The organism is Lacticaseibacillus jixianensis, from assembly GCF_003946485.1.
In the GTDB taxonomy this organism is placed as follows: Bacteria; Bacillota; Bacilli; order Lactobacillales; family Lactobacillaceae; genus Lacticaseibacillus; species Lacticaseibacillus jixianensis.
On sequence record NZ_RHOJ01000003.1, the window covers coordinates 107,812 to 129,365 of the forward strand.

The 21,554-nt window shown below is 59.3% G+C and carries 19 protein-coding genes; 16 read left to right on the forward strand and 3 right to left on the reverse strand.

The features are described 5' to 3' along the window. Nucleotides 1–590 precede the first annotated feature (590 nt). Genes tsaB through tsaD form a run of 3 tightly spaced genes read left to right on the forward strand, consistent with a single transcriptional unit; the run spans nt 591 to nt 2,865 of the window. A complete protein-coding gene (tsaB, locus tag EKM85_RS02645; RefSeq protein ID WP_125584719.1) occupies nt 591–1,313 on the forward strand; it encodes a tRNA (adenosine(37)-N6)-threonylcarbamoyltransferase complex dimerization subunit type 1 TsaB in 723 nt (240 codons plus the stop codon). Next, on the forward strand, nt 1,297–1,830 hold the full coding sequence (rimI, locus tag EKM85_RS02650; protein WP_125584720.1) for a ribosomal protein S18-alanine N-acetyltransferase: 534 nt from the start codon (nt 1,297–1,299) through the stop codon (nt 1,828–1,830). The genes tsaB and rimI overlap by 17 nt, the downstream gene beginning before the upstream one ends. Nucleotides 1,831–1,842: 12 nt before the next feature. Further along, nucleotides 1,843–2,865 carry a tRNA (adenosine(37)-N6)-threonylcarbamoyltransferase complex transferase subunit TsaD gene (gene tsaD / locus EKM85_RS02655; RefSeq protein WP_125584721.1) on the forward strand — a complete coding sequence of 341 codons (1,023 nt, stop codon included), beginning with the start codon at nt 1,843–1,845 and terminating at the stop codon, nt 2,863–2,865. A 46-nt stretch (nt 2,866–2,911) separates the two neighbouring features. Here tsaD and EKM85_RS02660 read toward each other — a convergent pair whose 3' ends face one another. After that, on the reverse strand, nt 2,912–4,861 hold the full coding sequence (locus EKM85_RS02660; RefSeq protein ID WP_125584722.1) for an ABC-F family ATP-binding cassette domain-containing protein: 1,950 nt from the start codon (nt 4,859–4,861) through the stop codon (nt 2,912–2,914). 271 nt (nt 4,862–5,132) lie between these two features. On the opposite strand from EKM85_RS02660, the gene EKM85_RS02665 reads away from it, so the two are divergent. From EKM85_RS02665 to EKM85_RS02680, 4 genes are all read left to right on the forward strand, one after another. Then, nucleotides 5,133–5,792, forward strand: coding sequence for a redox-sensing transcriptional repressor Rex (locus EKM85_RS02665; protein WP_125584723.1), 660 nt, complete (start codon nt 5,133–5,135; stop codon nt 5,790–5,792). A 99-nt stretch (nt 5,793–5,891) separates the two neighbouring features. Then, nucleotides 5,892–6,260, forward strand: a complete 369-nt coding sequence (locus EKM85_RS02670) for a GntR family transcriptional regulator (RefSeq protein ID WP_125584724.1) — start codon at nt 5,892–5,894, stop codon at nt 6,258–6,260. After that, entirely contained in the window at nt 6,257–7,141 is an 885-nt protein-coding gene (locus EKM85_RS02675) for an ATP-binding cassette domain-containing protein (RefSeq protein WP_125584725.1), read from the forward strand. Before EKM85_RS02670 ends, EKM85_RS02675 begins: the two co-directional genes overlap by 4 nt. 64 nt (nt 7,142–7,205) lie before the next feature. After that, nucleotides 7,206–8,198, forward strand: a complete 993-nt coding sequence (locus tag EKM85_RS02680) for a hypothetical protein (RefSeq protein ID WP_164510636.1) — start codon at nt 7,206–7,208, stop codon at nt 8,196–8,198. A gap of 113 nt (nt 8,199–8,311) precedes the next feature. On the opposite strand, the gene EKM85_RS02685 is transcribed toward EKM85_RS02680, so the two are convergent. Further along, nucleotides 8,312–9,391 carry an LCP family protein gene (locus EKM85_RS02685; protein ID WP_125584727.1) on the reverse strand — a complete coding sequence of 360 codons (1,080 nt, stop codon included), beginning with the start codon at nt 9,389–9,391 and terminating at the stop codon, nt 8,312–8,314. A 95-nt stretch (nt 9,392–9,486) separates the two neighbouring features. Next, entirely contained in the window at nt 9,487–10,116 is a 630-nt protein-coding gene (locus tag EKM85_RS02690; RefSeq protein WP_125584728.1) for a CPBP family intramembrane glutamic endopeptidase, read from the reverse strand. 190 nt (nt 10,117–10,306) lie between these two features. On the opposite strand from EKM85_RS02690, the gene groES reads away from it, so the two are divergent. The 9 genes from groES to EKM85_RS02735 all read left to right on the forward strand — a co-directional run bounded on the left by groES (nt 10,307) and on the right by EKM85_RS02735 (nt 21,552). After that, complete coding sequence (gene groES, locus EKM85_RS02695; protein WP_125584729.1) at nt 10,307–10,591, forward strand: co-chaperone GroES; 285 nt, start codon at nt 10,307–10,309, stop codon at nt 10,589–10,591. Nucleotides 10,592–10,646: 55 nt separating this feature from the next. After that, entirely contained in the window at nt 10,647–12,272 is a 1,626-nt protein-coding gene (groL, locus tag EKM85_RS02700) for a chaperonin GroEL (RefSeq protein WP_125584730.1), read from the forward strand. Nucleotides 12,273–12,413: 141 nt separating this feature from the next. Next, complete coding sequence (locus EKM85_RS02705; protein WP_125584731.1) at nt 12,414–12,764, forward strand: DUF1827 family protein; 351 nt, start codon at nt 12,414–12,416, stop codon at nt 12,762–12,764. A gap of 108 nt (nt 12,765–12,872) precedes the next feature. After that, nucleotides 12,873–15,446 carry a DNA mismatch repair protein MutS gene (mutS, locus tag EKM85_RS02710; protein ID WP_164510637.1) on the forward strand — a complete coding sequence of 858 codons (2,574 nt, stop codon included), beginning with the start codon at nt 12,873–12,875 and terminating at the stop codon, nt 15,444–15,446. 4 nt (nt 15,447–15,450) lie between these two features. Further along, nucleotides 15,451–17,415: a DNA mismatch repair endonuclease MutL gene (gene mutL / locus EKM85_RS02715; RefSeq protein ID WP_125584732.1), complete on the forward strand. Its 1,965-nt coding sequence runs from the start codon at nt 15,451–15,453 to the stop codon at nt 17,413–17,415. Next, nucleotides 17,412–17,966: a Maf family protein gene (locus EKM85_RS02720; protein WP_125584733.1), complete on the forward strand. Its 555-nt coding sequence runs from the start codon at nt 17,412–17,414 to the stop codon at nt 17,964–17,966. Before mutL ends, EKM85_RS02720 begins: the two co-directional genes overlap by 4 nt. A 115-nt stretch (nt 17,967–18,081) precedes the next feature. Then, nucleotides 18,082–19,761: a hypothetical protein gene (locus EKM85_RS02725; RefSeq protein ID WP_125584734.1), complete on the forward strand. Its 1,680-nt coding sequence runs from the start codon at nt 18,082–18,084 to the stop codon at nt 19,759–19,761. A 29-nt stretch (nt 19,762–19,790) separates the two neighbouring features. Continuing rightward, nucleotides 19,791–20,480 carry a WxL domain-containing protein gene (locus EKM85_RS02730; protein WP_125584735.1) on the forward strand — a complete coding sequence of 230 codons (690 nt, stop codon included), beginning with the start codon at nt 19,791–19,793 and terminating at the stop codon, nt 20,478–20,480. Between the two features lie 97 nt (nt 20,481–20,577). Next, nucleotides 20,578–21,552, forward strand: coding sequence for a DUF3324 domain-containing protein (locus tag EKM85_RS02735; RefSeq protein WP_125584736.1), 975 nt, complete (start codon nt 20,578–20,580; stop codon nt 21,550–21,552). Nucleotides 21,553–21,554 lie beyond the last annotated feature (2 nt).

Genomic DNA, 21,554 nt, shown 5'->3' on the forward strand with positions numbered 1-21,554 from the left:
GAACAGGCGATTTGCTGGCCGCTTTTTCGTTTTGGGAGGGGCAATCGTCCAGAAGAAAGCCTGTCATGACAGGATGAAAAAGGTTCACTGCAATTTAGTTGACAGCGGTTTCATTTCGCGTTATTCTGTTTGCGGATGATGGGAGGGCGAGGAAGGAACAACCCCGGCAGAGTCACCCGGAAACTGCCTGACAGTCCAACCCCAGTGATGGGGGAGATCAGGCATGCTGAGCCTTCCGATCGGTTTGGCGACGAAGACCATGTGAATAGCATGGGGTCCTTTCAGGACGCATGACAGGACGCTACTACCACTCCTAACTGAATACAGCGACCCTTGGCGGCAACGACAAGGCGGTAGTAGGCCCGGGCAACCGGGAAAGATAAATCCCCCGGGGGCAACCCCGAGGGTCGGGACACCATTTCGCAAGGGATGGTGTCCTTAGTGTGCGTTCGATCCCCGCGCCTCGCGCCCCGGCTAACTTTCTTGGTAATTTCAGGAAAATTGGCCGGGGTTTTCCTTTCTTTGGCGCCAGTTTGGCAAATCGCTATTAAATGTTAGAATAAAGACCGATTAGAAACGGGGGTAACGCAATGAAGATCCTTGCGATGGATACGTCCAACCAGGCGATGAGCGTCGCGGTGATGGTGGATGGCCAGTTGCTGGCAGAATCGACTTTGAACCGTAAAAAGACGCACAGCGAGCAGCTCCTGCCGACCATTGACCGCCTAATGACCCTGAGTGGACTTGAACCGACGGCGCTCGATCGCGTGGTCGTTGCGGATGGCCCAGGTTCTTATACGGGTTTGCGAATCGCGGTGACGACCGCCAAGACCTTGGCCGACACGTTACAGCTCGAGCTGGTCGGCGTTTCGAGCCTGGCGGTGTTGGCGGCCGGCGCGGTGGCCACGACGAACCTGATCGTGCCATTAATGGATGCGCGCCGCCAGAACGTGTTCGCGGGGGTCTACCAGTGGTTGAACGGGGAATTGGTCAACGTCGTGGCGGATCGTCACCTGCCGCTCGCGCAGCTGCTGGCGGAACTGCGGCTGCTTCACCAGCCGAGCACCTTTGTCGGCAGCGACGTGGCGCAGTTTGCGGACCAGATCAAGGCGCGGCTGGGCGCCTCGGCCCATTTTGGCGATGCGATGACGAACCTGCCACGGGCTGGCCGGTTAGCGATGCTAGGCGCAACCAAGGCACCAGCGGACATTACCAGCTTTGTGCCGCGCTACCTGCGCTTAACGGAAGCGGAGACGAATTGGCTCAAGACGCACGATGATAAGGGGCACGCACCTTATGTTCAGAAAGTTTAAACAGTGGCTGGACAACGAACCGCCAGAGGCGCTCGCGTTTCCGCCGCAGACCCTGCGGATCGGAGACCAGGGGTTTCAGCTGCGCCGCATGCACAACGACGACATCGATGCGGCACTTGACTTGGAAAAGGCAATCTACCACGACACGCCGTGGGATCGGCTCGCGTTTTTGTCTGAGCTGCGCAAGACTCAGCGGTCGCTGTATTTAGTGTTGTTTGCCGAGGCGCAAATGGTGGCCTTCATCGGGTGCTGGTTCGGCAAAGACGAGGCGCACATCACCAACATTGCGGTGACGCCGGCGTATCAGGGGCGCGGGATTGGCGAGGCATTGATGAAGCTGATGATTGCCAAGGCGGAGGACCTAGGGCCGCGTGAGATCACCTTGGAGGTGCGGACGGACAACTTGGTCGCTCAGCATCTGTACCACAAGCTGGGCTTTCAGGACGGTGAGATCCGCCGCGGGTACTACGTCAGCACGCACGGCGACGCAATGGATATGCGGAAGTCCTTGGTATAGAAAGGAACAATCATGAGTAAGCGCGAATTGATCCTCGCTTTTGAAAGCAGCTGCGATGAAACGTCGGTGGCGGTGATCGAGGACGGAACGAAAATCTTAAGCAACATCGTGGCGACGCAGATCAACTCGCACAAGCGCTTTGGCGGCGTGGTGCCTGAGGTCGCAAGTCGCCACCACGTCGAGCAGATCACCGATTGCATCGACCTGGCACTGAGTCAGGCTGCGGTGGGGTACCCGGATTTGACCGCCGTGGCGGTGACCTATGGCCCGGGGCTGGTCGGCTCCTTGCTGATCGGCGTGACGGCCGCCAAAACGGTGGCTTACGCGCACCACCTGCCGCTGATCCCAGTGAACCACATGGCGGGTCATATCTACGCGGCCCGGTTCGTCAAGCCGCTGAACTACCCGCTGCTGGCGCTGATGGTGTCCGGTGGCCACACCGAGCTGGTCATGGTGACCGGCCCTGGTGAGTTCAGCATTATCGGCGAGACCCGCGACGATGCCGCCGGCGAGGCCTACGACAAGATTGGCCGCGTCCTTGGGATCACCTACCCGGCCGGCAAGGAAGTCGACCGGTTGGCCCACCTGGGCCAGGACACGTTCCATTTTCCGCGCGCGATGGACGGCGAAGATAATCTTGATTTCTCGTTCAGCGGGCTGAAGTCGGCCTTCATCAACACGGTGCACCATGCGGATCAGCTCGGCCAGACGCTGAGCCATGAGGACTTAGCTGCTAGTTTTCAGGCCGCGGTGGTGGACGTTTTGGTCGATAAAACCGTGCAGGCGCTCAGGCAGCACCCAGTGGATCAGCTGGTCGTGGCCGGCGGCGTTGCGGCCAACTTGGGGCTGCGCGAGGCAATGATCGCCCGGCTGGCGAAGGAATTTCCGGCCATCGATGTCATCATTCCGCCGGTCAAACTCACCGGCGACAATGCGGCGATGATCGGGGCGGCCGCCCACATCGAGCTGGCCAAGCAGCACTTCGCGGGCGAAACGCTCAACGCGGTGCCGAACCTGAACTTTCAGCACGCCTGATGCGACCTAAAAAATCCAAGCCAGCTGGCTTGGATTTTTTGGTGGGTCAACCTTCATCTTGCATTTCTTCCAGCTTCAGGCTGGCTTCCTCCCAGGCGTCTTCGGCTTGCTGGGACTGCTGCTGGTTTTCGTCCAGCTGCGCCTGCAGCTTTTGCATGCGGACGTAATCGCTCAGCGCGTCCGGCGCCGCCATGGCGGTTTGAATCTGCTCGGCGGCCTTGGCGAGGTCGTCGATCTGCTGCTCGAGTTTGGCCACTTCGCGCTGGACCTTGCGCAGGTCGCGCTGGTTCTGTTTGCTTTCCTGATAGTCGACCGCGGCAGCGTTGGCCGGTTTGGCAGCGGGCTGCTGACCGGCGGCCTCCGCCTTCGCCGCCTCGACCTCTGCCAGCTTCTCCTGGTAGTAGTCCCAGTTCCCCAGGTACAGGTCGGAGCCGGTCGGCGTGATGGCCACAATGCTGGTGGCCAGCTCGTTGATGAAGTACCGGTCGTGCGAGACGAACAGGACCGTGCCGTCAAAGTCGGCCAGCGCGTCCTCGAGCACCTCCTTGGAGTTGATGTCCAAGTGGTTGGTCGGCTCGTCGAGGATCAGGAAATTGTCGTGGCGCAGTGCCAGCTTGGTGAGCTCTAGCCGGGCTTTTTGCCCGCCGGAGAGATCGCCGACCCGCTTTTCGATGTCACCGGCGTCAAACAGGAAGGCGGCCAGCGCCGAGCGCACGCTTTGCTCGGTCATGGTCGGGTGGTCGTCCCAGATCTCGTTGATCACGGTTTTGTCCCAGTGCAGCTGGTGCTGATCCTGATCGTAGTAGCCGGTCTCGACGTTGGTGCCAAACCGCGCTGTGCCGGCGAGAAACGGGATCTGGCCGAGTATGCTTTTTAGCAGGGTGGACTTGCCGACACCATTGGGGCCGATCACGGCGATGCGGTCGTGCTTGTTGACCTGAAAGTCGATGGGGCCGGCCATGGGCGCTGCTGGTTCGTAGCCAATGGTCGCACCGCGCACCTTGAGGACTTCATTGCCGCTGGTCTTTTCGGCGGCGAAGTGGAAGTGGACCTTCTTCTCGGCCCCGCTTGGCCGCGGCAGACGCACCATTTTCTCCAGCTGCTTGCGCCGCGCCTGAGCCTGTTTGGTCGAGGAGGCGCGGACGATGTTCTTGTCCACGAAGTCCTGCAGCTTGGCGATCTCCTCTTGCTGCTTGTTGTACGCCTTCCAGGCCAGGGCGTTGTTTTCCGCCTTGCGCTTGAGGTAACCAGAGTAATTCGTGGTGTAATGCACGGCCATCGAGGGGGTCAGTTCGTAGATCTCGGACACCACGTGGTCAAGGAAGTACTGGTCGTGGCTAACCGTCAGGATCGCACCGGCGTAACCCTTGAGGTAGCCTTCCAGCCAGCCCAGCGTATCGATGTCCAGGTGGTTGGTCGGCTCGTCGAGGATCAGCAGGTCGTGTTTTTCCAGCAGCAGCTTGGCCAGCGCCAGGCGGGCACGCTCGCCGCCGGAAAGGGTAGCGACCTTCATGTCCCAGGTGTCTTCGGGAAAGTTGAAGCCGTGCAAAATGCCGCGGATCTCTGCGCGGTAGCCGTAGCCGTTTTGGGCCTGGAAATCATGCTGCAGCTGATCGTATTGCTTCATCGTCTGGTCGAAGGCGGCTTGGTCCTGAGCAAGGCTGGGCTCGGCGATTTTCGCCTCAAGCGCGTGCATCCGGTCCTCCATCGCGATCAGCGGGGCAAACACGGTGAGCAGCTCGGCGAAAATCCCGCGCTCGGAATCCAGGCCGGAGTCCTGCGCCTGGTAGCCGATGGAGATGTCGTGAGCCAGTGTCACCTGGCCGGCGTCTGGTGGGTTGAGGCCGGCAAGGATCTCCAGCAGGGTGGTTTTGCCGATCCCGTTGGGGCCAACTAGGCCAATGCGCGAGCCGGTTTGAACTTCTAAATTGATGCCCGTGAACAGGTCCGTGCCGTTGAACGTGCGGCCGACCCCTTGGGCTTGCATGATGATCATGGTCAAATTGCTCCTTACTTCGCGCGCTGCAGGAAACGGCGGTAAACCTTTGGGGGCGTTTCGGGGTGGACCCGCAGCGCCGCGTTGCCCGAATGGGCGCGAATCGTCTGCTCTCAGTTTAACATAACGACTCCTTTCGCTCGTGAAAAATAGTGAGCAAGCAGGGGGATGATGCTTGCTTTCAAGGCTAAAAGCGGTTACTATCGAAACATAAGTATGCCGGGCTTTTCACAAATTAAGGTCCGGTCAGAACGGAGACGGAGGACGACTGATGGCTGAAACAATGATTCCAAAAGCGACGGCAAAGCGCCTACCCCTGTACTACCGCTACCTTAATTTCTTGGCGAACTCGGGGACAACCAAGATCAGCTCCACTGAGCTGAGTGAGGCAGTCAAAGTCGACTCGGCGACGATCCGGCGTGATTTTTCTTACTTCGGCGCGCTGGGTAAGCGAGGGTACGGCTACGACGTGATGGACCTGCTTAAATTTTTCAAGAAGATCCTGAACCAAGACCGGCTGACCAACGTGGCGCTGGTCGGGGTCGGCAATTTGGGGCACGCGCTGCTCAACTATAACTTCCGCCAGGCGAATAACATTCGCATCTCGGCCGGATTCGACGTGAATCCAGACATTGCTGGCACCATTCAAAGCGGCGTGCCCATTTACCCGATGAGTGACTTGGCCGATCAACTGCGCCAGCAGCAGATCGAGATCGTCATCCTGACCGTGCCGACCGACGCGGCCCAGGGGATCACTGACGACCTGGTCAAGGCGGGCATCAAGGGGATCATGAACTTCACGCCGCTACGCATTTCGGTGCCCGGTTACGTTCGCGTGCAGAATGTGGATCTCGCGACCGAGCTGCAAACGCTGATCTATTTCCTCGACCACTACGGCCCGACGCTGAAGGATACCGACGAAGACGAATAACCAGGGGATCCAAGTTTCTTCGCGAAGCTTGGATTTTTTCTTGCACTTTTTAGTGTACCACGTATAATAGTACACGTAGTACAGAAAGGCGGTGCGAGGATGGATGATCCACGCTACAAAGCACTTGCGTATTATGAGCGCCTGGTTCTCCAGATCAAACAGGACGTGGTTCAGGGCGTTCGCGCCCCCGGGGAGAAGCTGCCCTCGGTGCGCGACATGGCCAAAGCGGTGCAGCTGAACCCCAACACCGTGGCTAAGGCCTACAAGGTGCTTGAGGCTCAAGGGGTGATCGAAGTACGGCCGGGGCTAGGCACGTTTATCGGCCCGCAGACGGCCGCCACGGGCGAGGAGAAACGGCGCGTGCGGCCGGCCTTTGACGCGGCAGTGGTGTCGGCCAAGGCGGCCGGAGTCACCCACATGGAGCTCGAGTCGTGGTTGAACGCGCATTTTGAGGAGGGACAAGCATGAAGCTTACAGCACAACACCTTGCCAAAACAATTGCCGGGAAACAGGTGCTGAGCCAGCTCGATTTCACCTGGCAAACCGGCGAGATCGTCGGCCTGGTGGGGCGCAATGGGGCAGGTAAAACGACCCTGATGCGGACGCTCGTTGATCAGTACCACGCTGACCATGGCCAGGTGGCCATTGATGGGCGCAATTTAGCCGAGGCGCCGCAAGCACGTCAAAACTTGATCTACATCGACCCCACTGAGGTGTTTTTCACGCGGATGAACTTGGCGAAGATCGCGCAATATTATGCTGCGGGGTATCCGCACTTTGATCAAAACCGTTACCGCAGCCTGCTGGCGGCCAATGATTTGCCGCTAACCAAGCGTTACGGTGAGCTGTCTAAGGGCTACCAGGCCCTGGTGGTGATGGCGCTCAACCTCGCCAGCGCTGTGCCCTTGATTTTACTGGACGAGCCCTTCGACGGGTTGGACCTGTTTATCCGCGAGACGATCGTGAAGGCGGTGATCGAAGAAGTGGCCGCCGGCGAGCGCGGGTTTCTGATCGCCTCGCATGACCTTGCCGAGTTGGACGGGCTGGCCGACCGGGTGCTGTTTCTCAAGCGCGGCACGATCAGCAGGGCGGTGGCGCTGGAGCAGGTGCGCAGTGAGGCGGCCAAGTTGCAACTGGTCTTTGCGACCAATCAGATCCCGGCCGTGGTGCGTGATCGGGGTCAGATCCTGAACATTCAGGGCCGGGTGATCACCGCGCTTTTCCCTGCGTACACGTCAGTCGTCAAGGCGGCGCTGACGGCTGCCCAGCCGGTGCTGATGGAGGTGCTGCCGCTTTCGCTCAGTGATCTGTTTAGAAGTGAGTACGCAGGGGAGGTGCGCCATGGTTGATGACAGAAAATTGATGCGTATTCGTTATCGCAACCTACTCATATTACTCGTGTTGGCGGCGGGCTTGACCCTTGCAATTTTTGGCGCGAATTATGCGCAGCGGGCCCACAGCTACGCGGCGCGGCCGACCCAGACCGAATTTCTGAGTAGTCAGAAGCGGCTGGTGCGGCAGGAGCGCAAGGAAGGCGATACCGAAGAAAAGCTGACGTACTCAGCCTTTCTCAGGGATAGCTACCAGCTCTACTTCAACTACGGCCAGGACCCGCTGCCGGCGGAAAACGGGGGCATCACGGTCAACCTTTACTTTATTCTCGCAGTCTACGCGGTCGGCATCTTGGTCGCGGCAATGGACGGCCTTTCCGGGTTTGACCGCTTCCTGGCGGGACTCGGGACTGCTAGGCGCAAACTGTACTGGGCCAAAATGCGGTTTTTCCTGCCAGTGGTTGCAGGTTTAAGCGTAGCAGTACCGGGCGTGCTGGTGGCAACGTACTATCTGACGTATCCCGCCAGGCTGATCAACCTCGATGGGCAAAGCTTGGCCCTGATCCTCTTGTATAATTTGGTCATGACCGTGGCCGCCTTTCTGATCGGTCACCTGCTGGGGCAACTGATTGGCAAGCCGCTGGTCCTGGCGGTGGTGGCGGTCCTGTTAGTGCCCACACTGAATAACTCGTTGGAGCGCGCAACGCTGATTTGGCGCTTCCTGACGGCCGGGCTAGGGACTGGCGGCAGTTTATTTACCCCCGGGCTGACCTACTGGTGGGTCGTTGCTGCCGCCGCCGGGTTAGCCATTGGCGCCGCTTTGCTGGGGATGAGCCTGTACGCCCGCATCTCGCTGGAGCGGCGACGGGCATTACTGACGGCACCGGCGCTCCGCTGGCCACTGATCGCCTTGGCCACTGCGCTAATGATCCTCAACTTTGGCAAGATGACCAGCCGCGGAATGACCGTTGATTCTGCGATCCTGTTGGCGCTGATTGGCCTTGGACTGGGGCTGGTTTGGCAGTTCTGGCCGGTTCTCGCGACCGCCGTGCGGGGCATGGAGCACGTGAACTAAGCGGTCGACAGCTAGGCGGGGTGCGACTAGGCTTCCCCCTAAGCCTGTTAAGTCTTTGCACCTTGCAAAAATAGGCACCGAGACCGCATCCTGCCGTCTCGGTGCCTTTGTTTTCATAGGTCTGGATTGTAGATCACATAGGTCTGCGCTGCCGCATTGTCCCAGTTGAAGGACTGATTGGCGTTGTTCTCGCGCACGTTCTGGTTATTGATGGTTTCTTTGCTGAGGCCCAGGGCGGCGCGCAGGCGGTCTGAGACGCGCTGCAGCTCCGCCGTGGCCGGGATCTGGTAAGAGGCCGGTCCGGGGTAGACCAGGGCGTCGTGGCCCTGCAGTGTGCTGGACTTGATCGTCTTGGCGGCGCCCCGGTAGTTTTGCACCAGGGCCATCATATCCGCAAACGAGAGGTTGGTCTGCATGTTGCTGGAGACGGTCTTCAGCAGCTGATCGAAGTTCTTCAGCGTGTCAGTCGAGAGTGCCTTCTTGACAATGGCCTTGATGACCTCTTGCTGGCGCTTCTGGCGGCCGTAGTCGCCTTGCGGATCGGCGTGGCGCATCCGCGCGTAGGCGAGTGCTTGCCCGCCGTCCAGGTGCATCTTGCCCTTGGTGAAGTGGTAGCTGCCCACGTGCGGGTCGCTCCAGGAAAAGGCGACGTTCACGTCCACCCCGCCCACGGCATCGACAATTTTTTCCAGGGCGCCCATGTTGACGGTGAGGTAGTACTTGATCGGCACGTTTACGAGGGCAGCGGCGGTGTTGACCGCCATCTTGGAGCCGCCGATCTCGTAGGCGGCGTTGATTTTCTGCATGTTGAACGACTTGGTGCCGATCATCTTGGCCGCCGTGTCACGCGGCAGAGAAACCATGGTTGTCTTCTCGCTTTGCGGGTTGACCACCACCACGATCATTGTGTCGGAGCGCCCGGTGTCGCTGCGCCCGAACGCACCAGTATCGGTGCCCAGCAGTAGCACCGCGAACGGCTTTTTCTGCTGAATGGTCCGCGCGACAGTACCGGCGCTGCCGTCCTCGGTGCCGATCCCTTGATAAGTCGAGTTCATTGCGTACTTGGTCAACGAATACAGGCGCAAACCGTAAGCACCCAAGGCCACCAGGGCCGTGGTGACGATCAGGATCATGATTTTAAAAAGCGGCCGGTGCGGTTTTTGGCTCTGCCGGCGAGTGACGCGACTGTCCATGAGGGGCCTCGTTTCATCAGTTTAAAATTAGTATACCGCGTTGGTGAGGTGGGATTTGCGGGGCGCCTGACTTTAACGGAGCTTTAACTAATCCTTCAGTGCCACATCGCGTAGCCCAGCGTGAGTGCCAGCATGCCAATGTGGGCGATCAGTGGCGTCTGCACGCTGCCGGTCTGCTTGTACAGGTATGCGTAGGTAATACCGACCAGCGTGCCGGTCAGCCAGTGCGCGGGATCAGTGGCTAACGCGAACAGTAAGCCGGAGATCAGCGCCGCCCCGAACACGCTGGTGATGCCCGCAAGGTTGCCGAAAATGACCCGGCGAAACGCATACTCTTCCAGAACTGGCAACGCCCACACTAGGGCCAGTGCGTAAAAGGGGACGCTGTGCAGCGCAGAGGTGGCTTGGGTCAGCGTGGGCGCCGCGGTGCGAAACAGAACGGCTTCCAGCCAGGTGCCGAGCAGCTCGACGATGAGCACGATAGCGACACCGGACACGCCCCACACCACCCGCGTCTGGGCGCTAGCCACCCCGGGCGCCTCGATGGTGTTCGGCACCACCAGCCGGCGGTCGCACCGCCACGCGATCAAAGCGCCGAGGACGGCTAAACCGGTCGTGGCCCAGAGCCCGCTTTCGCCGGGCCACAGATGTAAGATGAGCATACTTCCGAGCAGGACCCCGAGATAGAGGCCGAGGATCTGCACCGCATGTTTTTGTAAAGACATAGGAAACCTCCCTGAAGCGGCGGTGAGGGGCCTGCGCGCCTCGCCGCTTGCGAATAAATGTAGTATAGCAGAATTAGCACTTAGGGGTTGCAATTGCTAATCTGATTGGGTATAGTATCTAGTGTAGTTAGCACTTAGAGATTAAGAGTGCTAAGGCACATTATAATTTTGTGAATATGGAGGGATCGTTTTGTTAAAACCATTAGGTGATCGCGTCGTCGTTTCAGTTGAGGAAGAGCAAGAGGAAACTGTAGGCGGCATCGTGCTGGCCAACAACGCTAAGCAAAAGCCGCAGCAAGGCACCATCGTTGCCGTTGGTGAAGGCGCCCTGAGTCCAGAAGGCAAGCGTCTGCCAATGGCCGTCAAGAAAGGCGACAAGGTCCTCTATGACAAGTACGCGGGGTCTGAAGTGAAGGTTGACGGTGATGACTACCTGGTCCTGCACGAAAAGGACATCATGGGGATCGTCGACTAGGCTTTGATCACAGCAATTCCTGCATTAACTATATATTATGAGGTGAAATAAACACATGGCTAAAGATATTAAGTTTGGTGAAGATGCGCGCCGTTCCATGTTGAACGGAGTCGACAAGTTGGCTGACACGGTTAAGACGACCCTCGGGCCAAAAGGCCGCAACGTTGTTTTGGACAAGTCCTACGGGGCCCCTGAGATCACCAACGATGGGGTGACCATCGCCAAGAGCATCGAGCTCGAAGACCACTACGAAAACATGGGTGCCAAGCTGGTCGCTGAAGTCGCGACCAAGACCAACGATATCGCCGGTGATGGGACCACCACCGCGACGGTGCTGGCACAGAGCATCATTCGCGAAGGCATGAAGAACGTCACGGCCGGCGCGAACCCAGTCGGCATCCGCAAGGGGATCGAAGAGGCCACGAACACTGCGGTCCATGAACTGAAGAAGATCTCCCACAAGGTTTCCGGCAAGAAGGAAATCGCGCAGGTTGCTTCCGTTTCTTCCTCTGACCCAGAAGTTGGCGATTTGATCGCCGACGCGATGGAGAAGGTTGGCCACGATGGGGTCATCACCCTTGAAGAGGGTAAAGGCATCCAGACCGAGCTGTCCGTTGTTGAAGGGATGCAGTTCGATCGCGGCTACCTGTCCCAGTACATGGTTACCGATAACGACAAGATGGAAGCGGACCTCGACAATCCGTACATCCTGATCACCGATAAGAAGATCTCCAACATCCAGGACATTCTGCCACTGCTTCAGGAAATCGTTCAGCAGGGCAAGGCACTGCTGATCATTGCCGACGACGTGGATGGCGAAGCACTGCCGACCTTGGTCCTGAACAAGATCCGCGGCACGTTCAACGTGGTTGCCGTTAAGGCTCCTGGCTTTGGCGATCGGCGCAAGGCTCAACTGGAAGACATCGCGGCCTTGACCGGCGCGACGGTCATCACTTCCGATCTTGGCCTTGACTTGAAGGACACCAAGATCGATCAGCTTGGCCAAGCAGGTAAGGTCACGGTCACCAAGGATAACACCACCATCGTTGAAGGCGCCGGCGACAAGGCGGCCATTGATGAGCGCGTGGCTACCATCCGCAAGCAGATCGAAGAAACCACTTCTGACTTCGACAAGGAGAAACTGCAGGAGCGCCTGGCTAAGTTGGCCGGCGGGGTCGCGGTGATCCGGGTCGGTGCCGCAACCGAAACTGAGCTGAAAGAGCGCAAGTACCGCATTGAAGACGCGCTGAACGCGACTCGTGCGGCCGTTGACGAAGGTTACGTGGCCGGCGGTGGTGTTGCACTGGTCAACGCGGCCAAGGCCGTTGCCGCCCTCCAAGAAGACGGCGACGTTCAGACCGGGATCAACATCGTGCTCCGCGCCCTTGAAGAGCCTGTTCGTCAGATCGCGGCTAACGCGGGTCTGGAAGGTTCCGTCATCGTGGATCGCCTGAAGAAGGAAAAGACCGGCTTCGGCTTCAACGCCGCGACCGGCGAATGGGAAGACTTGGCCAAGGCCGGCATCATCGACCCAACCAAGGTTACCCGGTCTGCCCTTCAGAATGCGGCTTCGGTCGCTGCCTTGATGCTGACGACTGAAGCGGTCGTTGCCGACAAGCCTGAACCTAAGGATGCCGCACCGGCTCAGCCTAACCCAGCCGGCATGGGCGGCATGATGTAATCTAGCTTCACAATCAAAGACGGTGGCTTGCTGCGTGCAAGCGACCGTCTTTTTATTTTCTTGGCCCGGGCCGCGAGCGCGCTTGCCCGGTTGACCATCATGGTATATTTAAGACACATACTGAAAGGGAGCTGATGCGCCGTGAAACTGATCGAGAATCCCATTCGTTTGAACTTTAGTCTGCACAAGACACTGCCGTACACCATGCGGTACCTGTACGGGAAAAGTAACGTCAAGACGTTCCGGCTGTACACACTGGGCTCAGTCCACGTCTACATGATCGAGGGCTTTGACCGGCTGGACGTCGTGATGACCCATGAGCACCGCACAATCAAGCAAGCCGAGATCGACCATGTCCTTCAAACGCTCCTGCCCAAGGACAACCCGGCCGACCTGAAAATCTCGCACACGGCCAAAGATGAGATCGAAGGCGACCTGCACAAGAAGATCCGGGTCAAGGATCTGGTCATCATCGAAAAGCCACTGAAATAAGTCGATTGCCCGCCGAGGAACCTGCTCGGTGGGCTTTTTGAACCGCGGCATAGCGGCCGAATAAATGGTAAAATATGGGGTAGTTTTCACTTAAAAAGGAGCACGGTCATGGCTAAAGCAGCAAGCGTCACCCCGATGATGCAGCAGTATCAGAAAATCAAGGATCAGTACCCAGATGCGTTTCTTTTCTACCGCATCGGGGATTTTTATGAGCTGTTCAACGATGATGCCATCAAAGGGTCACAGCTGCTGGAGCTGACTTTGACCGCGCGGAGTAAAAGTGCCGACAACCCGATCCCGATGTGCGGGGTGCCGCACCACGCGGCGCAGTCCTACATCGACATCCTGGTCGACCACGGCTACAAGGTCGCCATCTGTGAACAGATGGAAGACCCCAAAAAGGCCGTCGGGATGGTCAAGCGCGAGGTGATCCAGCTGGTCACGCCCGGGACCAAAATGGACGTTAAGATCGGTGAGGCCAAGTCCAACAACTATCTGGCCGCGGTGATCCCAGCGAAGGGCAAGTACGGACTCGCCTATGCGGATCTGTCCACAGGCGAGTTTAAGGTCACCACGTTGACCAACCGCTTTACCCTGCAAAACGAACTCGGTGCGCTGGGCAGCCGCGAGATCGTGGTGCCTGACGGGCTCAGCGATGCGGATGCCAAACTGCTGGGCCAGGGCGAGCGGCTGCTCAGCAAGGCCGACGCGGTGGTGTCTGCCGAGGCCAGCTACATTAGCCAGGATCTGACGGATACCCTGCAGGTGCAGGTCGTCTCCATGCTGATGCAGTACCTGCTGACGACGCAAAAGCGCAGCCTGGCGCACATTCAAAAGGCGGTGGCGTACGCGCCGGCCGAGTACCTGGAAATGGACCAGGACGCCCGCACCAACCTTGACATCATTAAGAACTCCCGCACCGGACGCAAAGGAGATACGCTCCTTTCAGTTCTGGACAAGACCAAGACGGCAATGGGCGGGCGGCTGATGAAGCACTGGCTGGACCGGCCCCTGCTGGACCTGAACGCCATTTCGACGCGGCAAAATCAGGTCCAGTCGCTGCTGGAGCACTACTTTGAGCGTTCTGCGCTGCAGGACCACCTGACGAAGGTGTACGATCTCGAACGGCTGGCCGGCCGGGTGGCGTTTGGGACGGTGAACGGGCGCGACCTGATCCAGTTGCAGACGTCGTTGGACCAGATCCCCACAATTCAAGATATCCTGACCAAGCTGGACGACGGCAGTTTCACGCCGCTGCTCAAGGCCATCGATCCGGTGCAGGACGTGGCCGGGCTGATTCGCCGGGCCATTGAACCCGAGCCGCCCATCTCCATCACGGACGGTGGGGTGATCATGCGCGGCTACGATAAGCAGCTGGATGAGTATCGCGACGCCCAGGCCAACTCTAAGCAATGGATCGCGGACCTTGAAGCGTCTGAGCGGGAGAAGACGGGGATCCACAATTTGCGGATCCGCTACAACAAGGTTTTTGGCTACTACATCGAGGTCACCAACAGCAACCTCGACAAGGTGCCAGAGGACCGCTACGAGCGCAAGCAGACCCTGACCAACGCCGAGCGCTTCACCACGCCGGAGCTGAAGGCCAAGGAAAGCACTATCCTAGAGGCAGAGGAGCGCGCCACCGGGCTGGAGTACGACCTGTTCCAGAAAATTCGCGACCAGGTCAAGGCCCAGATCGCACGCCTGCAAAAGCTGGCCGCTCAAATCGCCGGCCTGGACGTCCTTCAGAGTTTTGCCGTGGTCGCCGAAGACCAGCATTACGTGCGGCCAACCATGCACGCGGGCAGCCACGACCTGACGATCCACGGCGGCCGCCACCCTGTGGTCGAGGAAGTGCTCGGCGAGGCCAAGTACATCCCCAACGACGTGATCATGGATGGCAAGACGGACATCCTGCTGATCACCGGGCCGAACATGTCCGGGAAAAGCACGTACATGCGCCAGCTCGCCCTGACGGTGATCATGGCGCAGGCCGGCTCGTTTGTGCCGGCCGACGACGCGGACCTGCCGATTTTTGACCAGATCTTCACCCGGATCGGGGCGGCCGATGACCTTGCCAACGGCCAAAGCACCTTCATGGTCGAGATGCTGGAGGCCAACGCGGCGCTCAGTCACGCCACGGCGTCCAGCCTGATCCTGTTTGATGAGATCGGCCGCGGGACCGCGACTTACGATGGCATGGCGCTGGCGCAGGCCATTATCGAGTACCTGCACGATCACGTGCACGCCAAGACCCTGTTTTCGACCCATTACCACGAGCTGACGGCACTGGAAGACAGCCTGGCTAGGCTGACCAACGTTCACGTCGGGGCGGTCGAGGAGCACGGCAACCTCGTGTTCTTACACAAAATGATGCCGGGCCCGGCCGACAAGTCCTACGGGATCCACGTGGCCAAGCTGGCTGGCCTGCCGAGTTCGCTGCTGGACCGCGCGGACACCATCCTCACGCACCTGGAGGACGCAGCGCCAGAGCACACCCCACAGCCGGCAGCGGCGGTGGGGGAGCAGGAAGCGCAGCTCAGTTTGTTCACGCCGGAGCCGGTCAAACCCAAGGCTAATCCGGTGCTTAAGAAGCTGGAGAAGTTCGACCTCATGGCGGCCACGCCAATGGACGCGATGAACCTGTTGTACGACCTGCAGAAGCAATTAAAGAAGAAGTGAGCGTATGCCAAAAATTCATCAACTGTCCACGACGCTGAGCAATCAGATCGCCGCCGGGGAAGTGATCGAGCGGCCGGCTTCCGTTGTGAAGGAGCTGGTTGAAAACGCGATCGACGCCGGCGCCAGTCAGGTCGACGTGACGGTGGCAGAGGCCGGCCTCAAGACCATCAAGGTGGTCGATAACGGCAGCGGCATTGAACCTGAGGACGTGCCAACGGCGTTTCTGCGGCACGCAACGTCCAAAATTGCGACGACGCGTGACCTCTTTAACGTGCACAGCCTAGGTTTTCGCGGTGAGGCGCTCGCGTCCATCGCCGCGGTCGCCGACGTGACACTGGCGACCGCCACTGCGGCGGGATTGGGCACCATTGCCCACATCAAGGGCGGTCAGATGCTGGATCAGCATTCTGAAGGGCTGCGCCAGGGCACCCAGATCACCGTCAACGACCTGTTTTACAACACGCCGGCCCGGCTGAAGTATGTGCAGTCGCAAAGCACGGAGCTCAACCACATTTTGGACATTATCGACCGGCTGGCACTCGGCCACCCGGAGATCGCTTTTTCCCTGAAAAACAAGGACCGTGTCGTGATCAAAACGGCGGGGTCGCGCGACCTGCAGCAGACCATCGCGGGGATCTACTCCGTCGCGGTGGCCAAAAGCATGCTGGCGTTTCAGGGGGAGGACAACGACTTTCGGGTGCACGGCTACATGAGCCTGCCCGACACCACCCGTTCGTCGCGTAATTACATCAGTCTGATGATCAACGGGCGCTACATCAAGAACTTCCAGCTGATGAAGGCCTTCATTGCGGGCTACGGCTCCAAGCTGATGGTGGGGCGGTACCCGCTGGCGGTCATCGCCGTGGAGATGGACCCGCTGCTCGTCGACGTGAACGTGCACCCGACCAAGCAGGAGGTCCGCCTGAGCAAGGAGGACCAGCTCGGCGCGCTGCTGACTGAAACGATTCGCACCCGCCTGGGCCAGGAAAACCTGATCCCGGACGCGCTGCACAACCTCCGCCAGCACCGCCCGGTCGATATGGATCAGCTGACCATCGCGCTGAACCAGGCGTCGCGCGCGATGCCGGACCCGCCGAGCGCACCAAGCATGGTGGGTGAGCAGCAAGCGCCAGCCGCTCGGCCGCTGCCCAGTGCCCCGGCCCAAGCGGCCGGTCACGCAGCGCAGGCGTCTGGCGCTGAAGCCGACACCGGCCTTTCGATCAGCGACCTGGACGACCGGCCGATTTTTGATGAGCCCGACCGCTTGGCGGCGTGGGACGCCAAGTATCAGCGGCCGGCCTTGACCGAAACGCCAGTGCCCCCGACGCTGGTTGCCGCTGCCCCGCCCAAGGAGCGGTTCCCCAGCGAGCTGCGCTACCTGGCCCAGGTGCACGGGACCTACCTGTTAGCCGAGGCGCCGGACGGCTTGTACATGCTTGACCAGCACGCTGCTCAGGAGCGCGTGAACTACGAACGGCTAAGGCGGGAGATCGGGGAGGTCGCAAGCGACGAGCAGGCGCTGCTCGTGCCGATCACCTTGGACTACCCAGCCAGCGACGCCGTGGCGATCCGCGCCAAGCGCGCTGTGCTGGAAGGTGTCGGCATTTTTCTAGAGGACTTCGGCCAAAACACGTTCGTCGTCCGCCAGCACCCGACGTGGTTCAAGAAGGGTGAAGAGGAAGCGACAATTCGCGCCATCATCGACTGGGTGTTGGACGAGGGCCACGTGACCGTCGCGGCGTTTCGCGAGAAGACGGCCATCATGATGAGCTGTAAGCAGGCTATCAAAGCCAATCACCACATTGACCGGCCCCAGGCGGAGGCGCTGCTCAAGAACCTCGCGCAGTGCGAGAATCCGTTCAACTGCCCGCACGGCCGCCCGACCTTGGTCCACTTCTCAAACACGGACTTGGAGAAAATGTTTAAACGGATCCAGGACAGTCACCAGAGTTTCGGAGGGGCAAAATGATCATTCTGGCCAGTCAATCACCGCGCCGCCAGGAACTGCTGCGGCGGATCGTGACTGAATTTAAGGTGGAACCTGCCGCCATCGATGAGCGGGCGCTGCTGGTCCTGCCGCCGCGCGCATACGTTCAGCGCCTGGCCGCGGCCAAGTGCGGGGCGGTCGCCCAGCAGCATCCCGGCGCGACGGTGATCGCCGCCGACACGATGGTGGCGTTCAACGGCGAGCTGCTAGGCAAACCACAGACGCCAAGTGCGGCGCAGGCGATGCTGACGACGCTATCCGGGCAGACGCATCAGGTGCACACGGGTCTGTGTGTGTACTGGCCGGACAAGACCATGCGGCAGGTCGTGGTGACCACCGAGGTGACCTTTTGGCCGCTGACGGCGGCAGAAATCGAGGATTACGTGGCGACCGGCGAGCCGCTTGATAAGGCTGGCGCATACGGGATCCAGGGGCAGGGGGCGCTATTGGTCAAGGCGATTCAGGGCGATTTTTATAACGTTGTCGGCCTGCCGATCAGTACCCTCGCCCGCCTGCTCAACGCTAGAAAATAAAGATAAGTCGACTTAGTGGCCGGCTTATTTTTTTGGCCTTAAAATAATGGCGCCTTAAGAAATTCGGGAAGTTTCGCCTGAAGTGCGGAATAGCTGATCGTCAGGAGGTGAGACTATGCGATGGTGGCGGGGCGGTGCGCTAGTGGGCGCGTTGGCGTTTGCGGCGCTGTGTTGGCTTGATGATCCGCAGCAGGTGTGGGCCGCGGATGTGACCGTGCCGACGAACATCCCTGCTGGGTTTGATCAGCCCACCGGCCCGATTTCGGGAGCACAGTTTCGGACGCAGCCGAACTGGTACACACACGGCTACATCGTCTCTTTAGCGGATCCTTTGGGGCCATCGGGGCAAGAGCAACTTCCTGTTCTTGCCGATCCGCCGGAGTTAGATCCGTACGGAGCACCCGAAGGCTCGCAATACTATTACGCAATTGTTCATAACGGTGAGACGCTGCCGATGAAGGCGTCCTTTGATAAATCCATTGTCTTTTTCTTTCAGGGAGTGAAACTTCAAACAAAGTTCGAGCAAGGAGACGGTCCAGTCGTCACCAGTAATAGTGACCTTGGTGTGAATGAAGCGGTGGGTATCACAGATAACTTTGGAGCTGTGGGAGCTGGGGAGGAATATGACTATATCGATTATTTACTCACTTTCCCGCCAGTTACCGTGCCGACCTGGTTTCGCTACCAAATCGATGTCGAAACTCAGAACTCGCATACCTGGTTTCATTCAAATATTTTCCCGGTCTTGGTGATTCCGGACAATTGGGTTCCTCAGCTGTCAGCCTCGCCGCGCGTGTTGTTTGCCGGCCAGCCGGCAACCGTCGGCGTGGCGGGGCTGGACCAGACGCTGCAGCCGGAATACACCTGGGACCAGCCGGCGCCTGCGGTAACCCCGACTGGCAATCAGTTGACCGTGACCAATACGCCGGCCACCGTGGGCATGGCGACGGTCCGGGCCAGCTTCACGGTCCCCGCCCATCCAATGTGGGGCGGTGCAGTCACTTATAGCGGGCCGCCGCTGACGCTGTACATGGGACGATTTGCTGATCAAACGGTAAATTTTCACGACGATGCCCAGTTCAATGTCGTCCTGCCGCCGGGGCTGAGCGTCGATGATGCCACGTGGCAGTTTGATCAGGTCACCCAAGCCGGCAGCGGGCTTACGCTAACCATTCCTGAGGCGGAGCAGGGCGGCAGCGTCCATTGGCAGGCGACGTTGCGTAATCTTTCAGGAGAGGTGATCGAGGCGGCGGCTGATGCGCAGCTGCAGATCATCTATCCGGATGTGCTGACCCTGCTCAACGTGCCTGACCTGACCTTCATGCGCCAGGTCGGCGGCATTCTGCGTCCGCCGACCGTTCAGGAAATCATGGCGGGTGAGTTTGGCGGGGACTTCGCGCCCACTGCCGTGCCGGCTTTGGGGGAAGACTCACCGTGGCTAGTGGCGCGCGGGGGACCGCTGACGCTGGTTGACGGCCGCAGCGATTCGAGTGTGCCGTGGCGGTTGGCAGTGCGGCTGGGCGCGTTTCACAGCCAGCAAGCCTCGCTCGATGCGCACGCTGAAATGATGCTACTTCTGACCGACGAAAAGGAGGTGGTGCACACGCCGCCGCACGTGGTGGCTGGCAGTGATAATTTCATCACGATAGCCAGCCGCCCAGATGGTGCGGGGCGGAACTATGAATACGCCGTGCAAGGACTCTTGGCACTGGCTGCCGACCGTAATCCCGTCGCGGGGACTTACAGCGCAACGGTGGATTGGGAGCTGGCGGCGGTGCCCGAACCGAGTATTTGATCGTGAAAAAGCACAAGGGGGACTTTCAAATGAAAAAAGCAACATGGCTTCTTGGAGCGGCAGCGGCAGCACTGCTTGCCAGCGGGGCTCCGCTGACGATTAAGGCCGCAGGACCGGGTGAATCTCAAAACGCCAATTTAACGACGACGACTGCCGGGTTTGAATTGACGGCTGACACTGATACTGCAGTAGCCAATAGTGTGGCGCAGTTTTCGATTGATCCGGGAACGCTCGCCCTGAAAGAAGTGCCGAACCTGCATTTTACAAATGGTAAAGTTTCAGATCTAACGGGCAAAGCCGCAACCCTACAACTTCTAGATGGCACTGTAGATCCAGGCACTCCAGGGTACGACGGAAGTTCTGATAAGAAGATCCAAGTCCTTGATTATCGTGGTACCAATACCGGGTGGACTCTGAATGCTAAGCTTGGCGACTTTAGCAATACCAAGACAATAATCTCGCCGACTAGTTTGACGCTAACGGGGAGTGTGGTGGCCGACGACGATTCGGGTTCACTTAATAATGTCAATATCGTAGGACAGGGCGCTACTGTGCTGAGCCCGGCAGCAGACCATGGAAGCGGCTCTACGGTCGTCACGTTGACTAGTGCGCCACTAGAATTGCCAAAAACACTTCTAGTTACCCCTGGGCAATACCGTGCGCAGATTACCTGGACGTTGGAGGCAATGCCAGTTCCTGACAGCTCGAACGGACAGTAACAAGGATTTCAAGTCAGTCAGCTCTATTTTTGCGAAGGCACGACAAACTGGGGCAAACTGCTGGTTGGTCCCAGTTTTTCGGTAGGGAGGGATTGCGATGCGACGATGGTGGTGGGTGCTCCTGGCGTTGGTGCTGCTGGCGCCGGGCCGGAAGGTGCAAGCGGAAGGGGCGGGGTTCACGGTGACGCCCAAGCTGCCGAGCAATCAAATTGGCGGCAACACGGGGTGGTTCAACCTGCTGGTCAAGCCCGGGGTGAAGCAGAATCTGACGGTCGAGGTCGATAATCAATCGGCTGAGACCAAAAAGCTTGAGCTGTCGCTGACCAACGCCTTCACGCAGGACAACGGCCAGGTCGGCTACGAGCCAAACAAGAAGCAAGACGCATCGGCGAAGGTTCAGCTGACGGCAATCGGGTCTAAACCAATCACGATCACGCTGGCAGCGCGGCAGGGCCGCAACGTCACGTTCCAGGTCACGCCGCCGGCTAAACCGTTTCCCGGCCAGGTCCTTGGTGCGATCTACGTGCGGGATCTCACCAAGCCGGCGCAGGCGTCAGGCAGTGGCTTTGCGGTGACCAATCAGTTCGCCATGGTGGTGGCGGTTCAGCTGCAGACGAGCCAAAAACTGGTGCCGCCTGAACTGCACCTGCTGGCCGTAAAGCCAAAGGCAGACAGCGTTTCAGCGACGATTCAAAACGCGCAACCGCGCCTGTTTGGCAAGCTGAAGCTGATGGCAAGGATCTATCCGGCCGGCGCGACCAAGGCAGTGGTGACGCAGCGCAGCACGAACTACGCGATGGCTCCGAACTCTGCCTTCAACTACCAGGTGACACCCAAGACAGCGCTGGCGGCGGGTAAGTACCGACTGGTGATCGATGCTTCCGCGGGCAGCTACAAGTGGCACCTGACGCGTAATTTCACGCTTTCAGCACCAGTCGTGCCCAGCCAAACTGCGGCCGCCAAGAAGTCATCACCGGCGCCCTGGTGGCCGTGGGTCATCGCGCTAGTGGCCATGCTCTTGCTGGGCATTCTGGTTGGCTGGTGGCGGGGGCGCAAAACGCAAAGGGGGTGAGT

Excerpts from the sequence above, each read along its gene's own strand:
- EKM85_RS02660 (WP_125584722.1), bottom strand. The coding sequence starts at position 4,861 with ATGATCATCATGCAAGCCCAAGGGGTCGGCCGCACGTTCAACGGCACG.
- tsaB (WP_125584719.1), top strand. The coding sequence starts at position 591 with ATGAAGATCCTTGCGATGGATACGTCCAACCAGGCGATGAGCGTCGCG.
- EKM85_RS02665 (WP_125584723.1), top strand. The coding sequence starts at position 5,133 with ATGGCTGAAACAATGATTCCAAAAGCGACGGCAAAGCGCCTACCCCTG.
- tsaD (WP_125584721.1), top strand. The coding sequence starts at position 1,843 with ATGAGTAAGCGCGAATTGATCCTCGCTTTTGAAAGCAGCTGCGATGAA.
- EKM85_RS02720 (WP_125584733.1), top strand. The coding sequence starts at position 17,412 with ATGATCATTCTGGCCAGTCAATCACCGCGCCGCCAGGAACTGCTGCGG.
- groL (WP_125584730.1), top strand. The coding sequence starts at position 10,647 with ATGGCTAAAGATATTAAGTTTGGTGAAGATGCGCGCCGTTCCATGTTG.
- EKM85_RS02690 (WP_125584728.1), bottom strand. The coding sequence starts at position 10,116 with ATGTCTTTACAAAAACATGCGGTGCAGATCCTCGGCCTCTATCTCGGG.
- rimI (WP_125584720.1), top strand. The coding sequence starts at position 1,297 with ATGTTCAGAAAGTTTAAACAGTGGCTGGACAACGAACCGCCAGAGGCG.
- EKM85_RS02725 (WP_125584734.1), top strand. The coding sequence starts at position 18,082 with ATGCGATGGTGGCGGGGCGGTGCGCTAGTGGGCGCGTTGGCGTTTGCG.
- EKM85_RS02730 (WP_125584735.1), top strand. The coding sequence starts at position 19,791 with ATGAAAAAAGCAACATGGCTTCTTGGAGCGGCAGCGGCAGCACTGCTT.
- mutS (WP_164510637.1), top strand. The coding sequence starts at position 12,873 with ATGGCTAAAGCAGCAAGCGTCACCCCGATGATGCAGCAGTATCAGAAA.
- EKM85_RS02675 (WP_125584725.1), top strand. The coding sequence starts at position 6,257 with ATGAAGCTTACAGCACAACACCTTGCCAAAACAATTGCCGGGAAACAG.
- EKM85_RS02735 (WP_125584736.1), top strand. The coding sequence starts at position 20,578 with ATGCGACGATGGTGGTGGGTGCTCCTGGCGTTGGTGCTGCTGGCGCCG.
- EKM85_RS02685 (WP_125584727.1), bottom strand. The coding sequence starts at position 9,391 with ATGGACAGTCGCGTCACTCGCCGGCAGAGCCAAAAACCGCACCGGCCG.
- mutL (WP_125584732.1), top strand. The coding sequence starts at position 15,451 with ATGCCAAAAATTCATCAACTGTCCACGACGCTGAGCAATCAGATCGCC.
- EKM85_RS02670 (WP_125584724.1), top strand. The coding sequence starts at position 5,892 with ATGGATGATCCACGCTACAAAGCACTTGCGTATTATGAGCGCCTGGTT.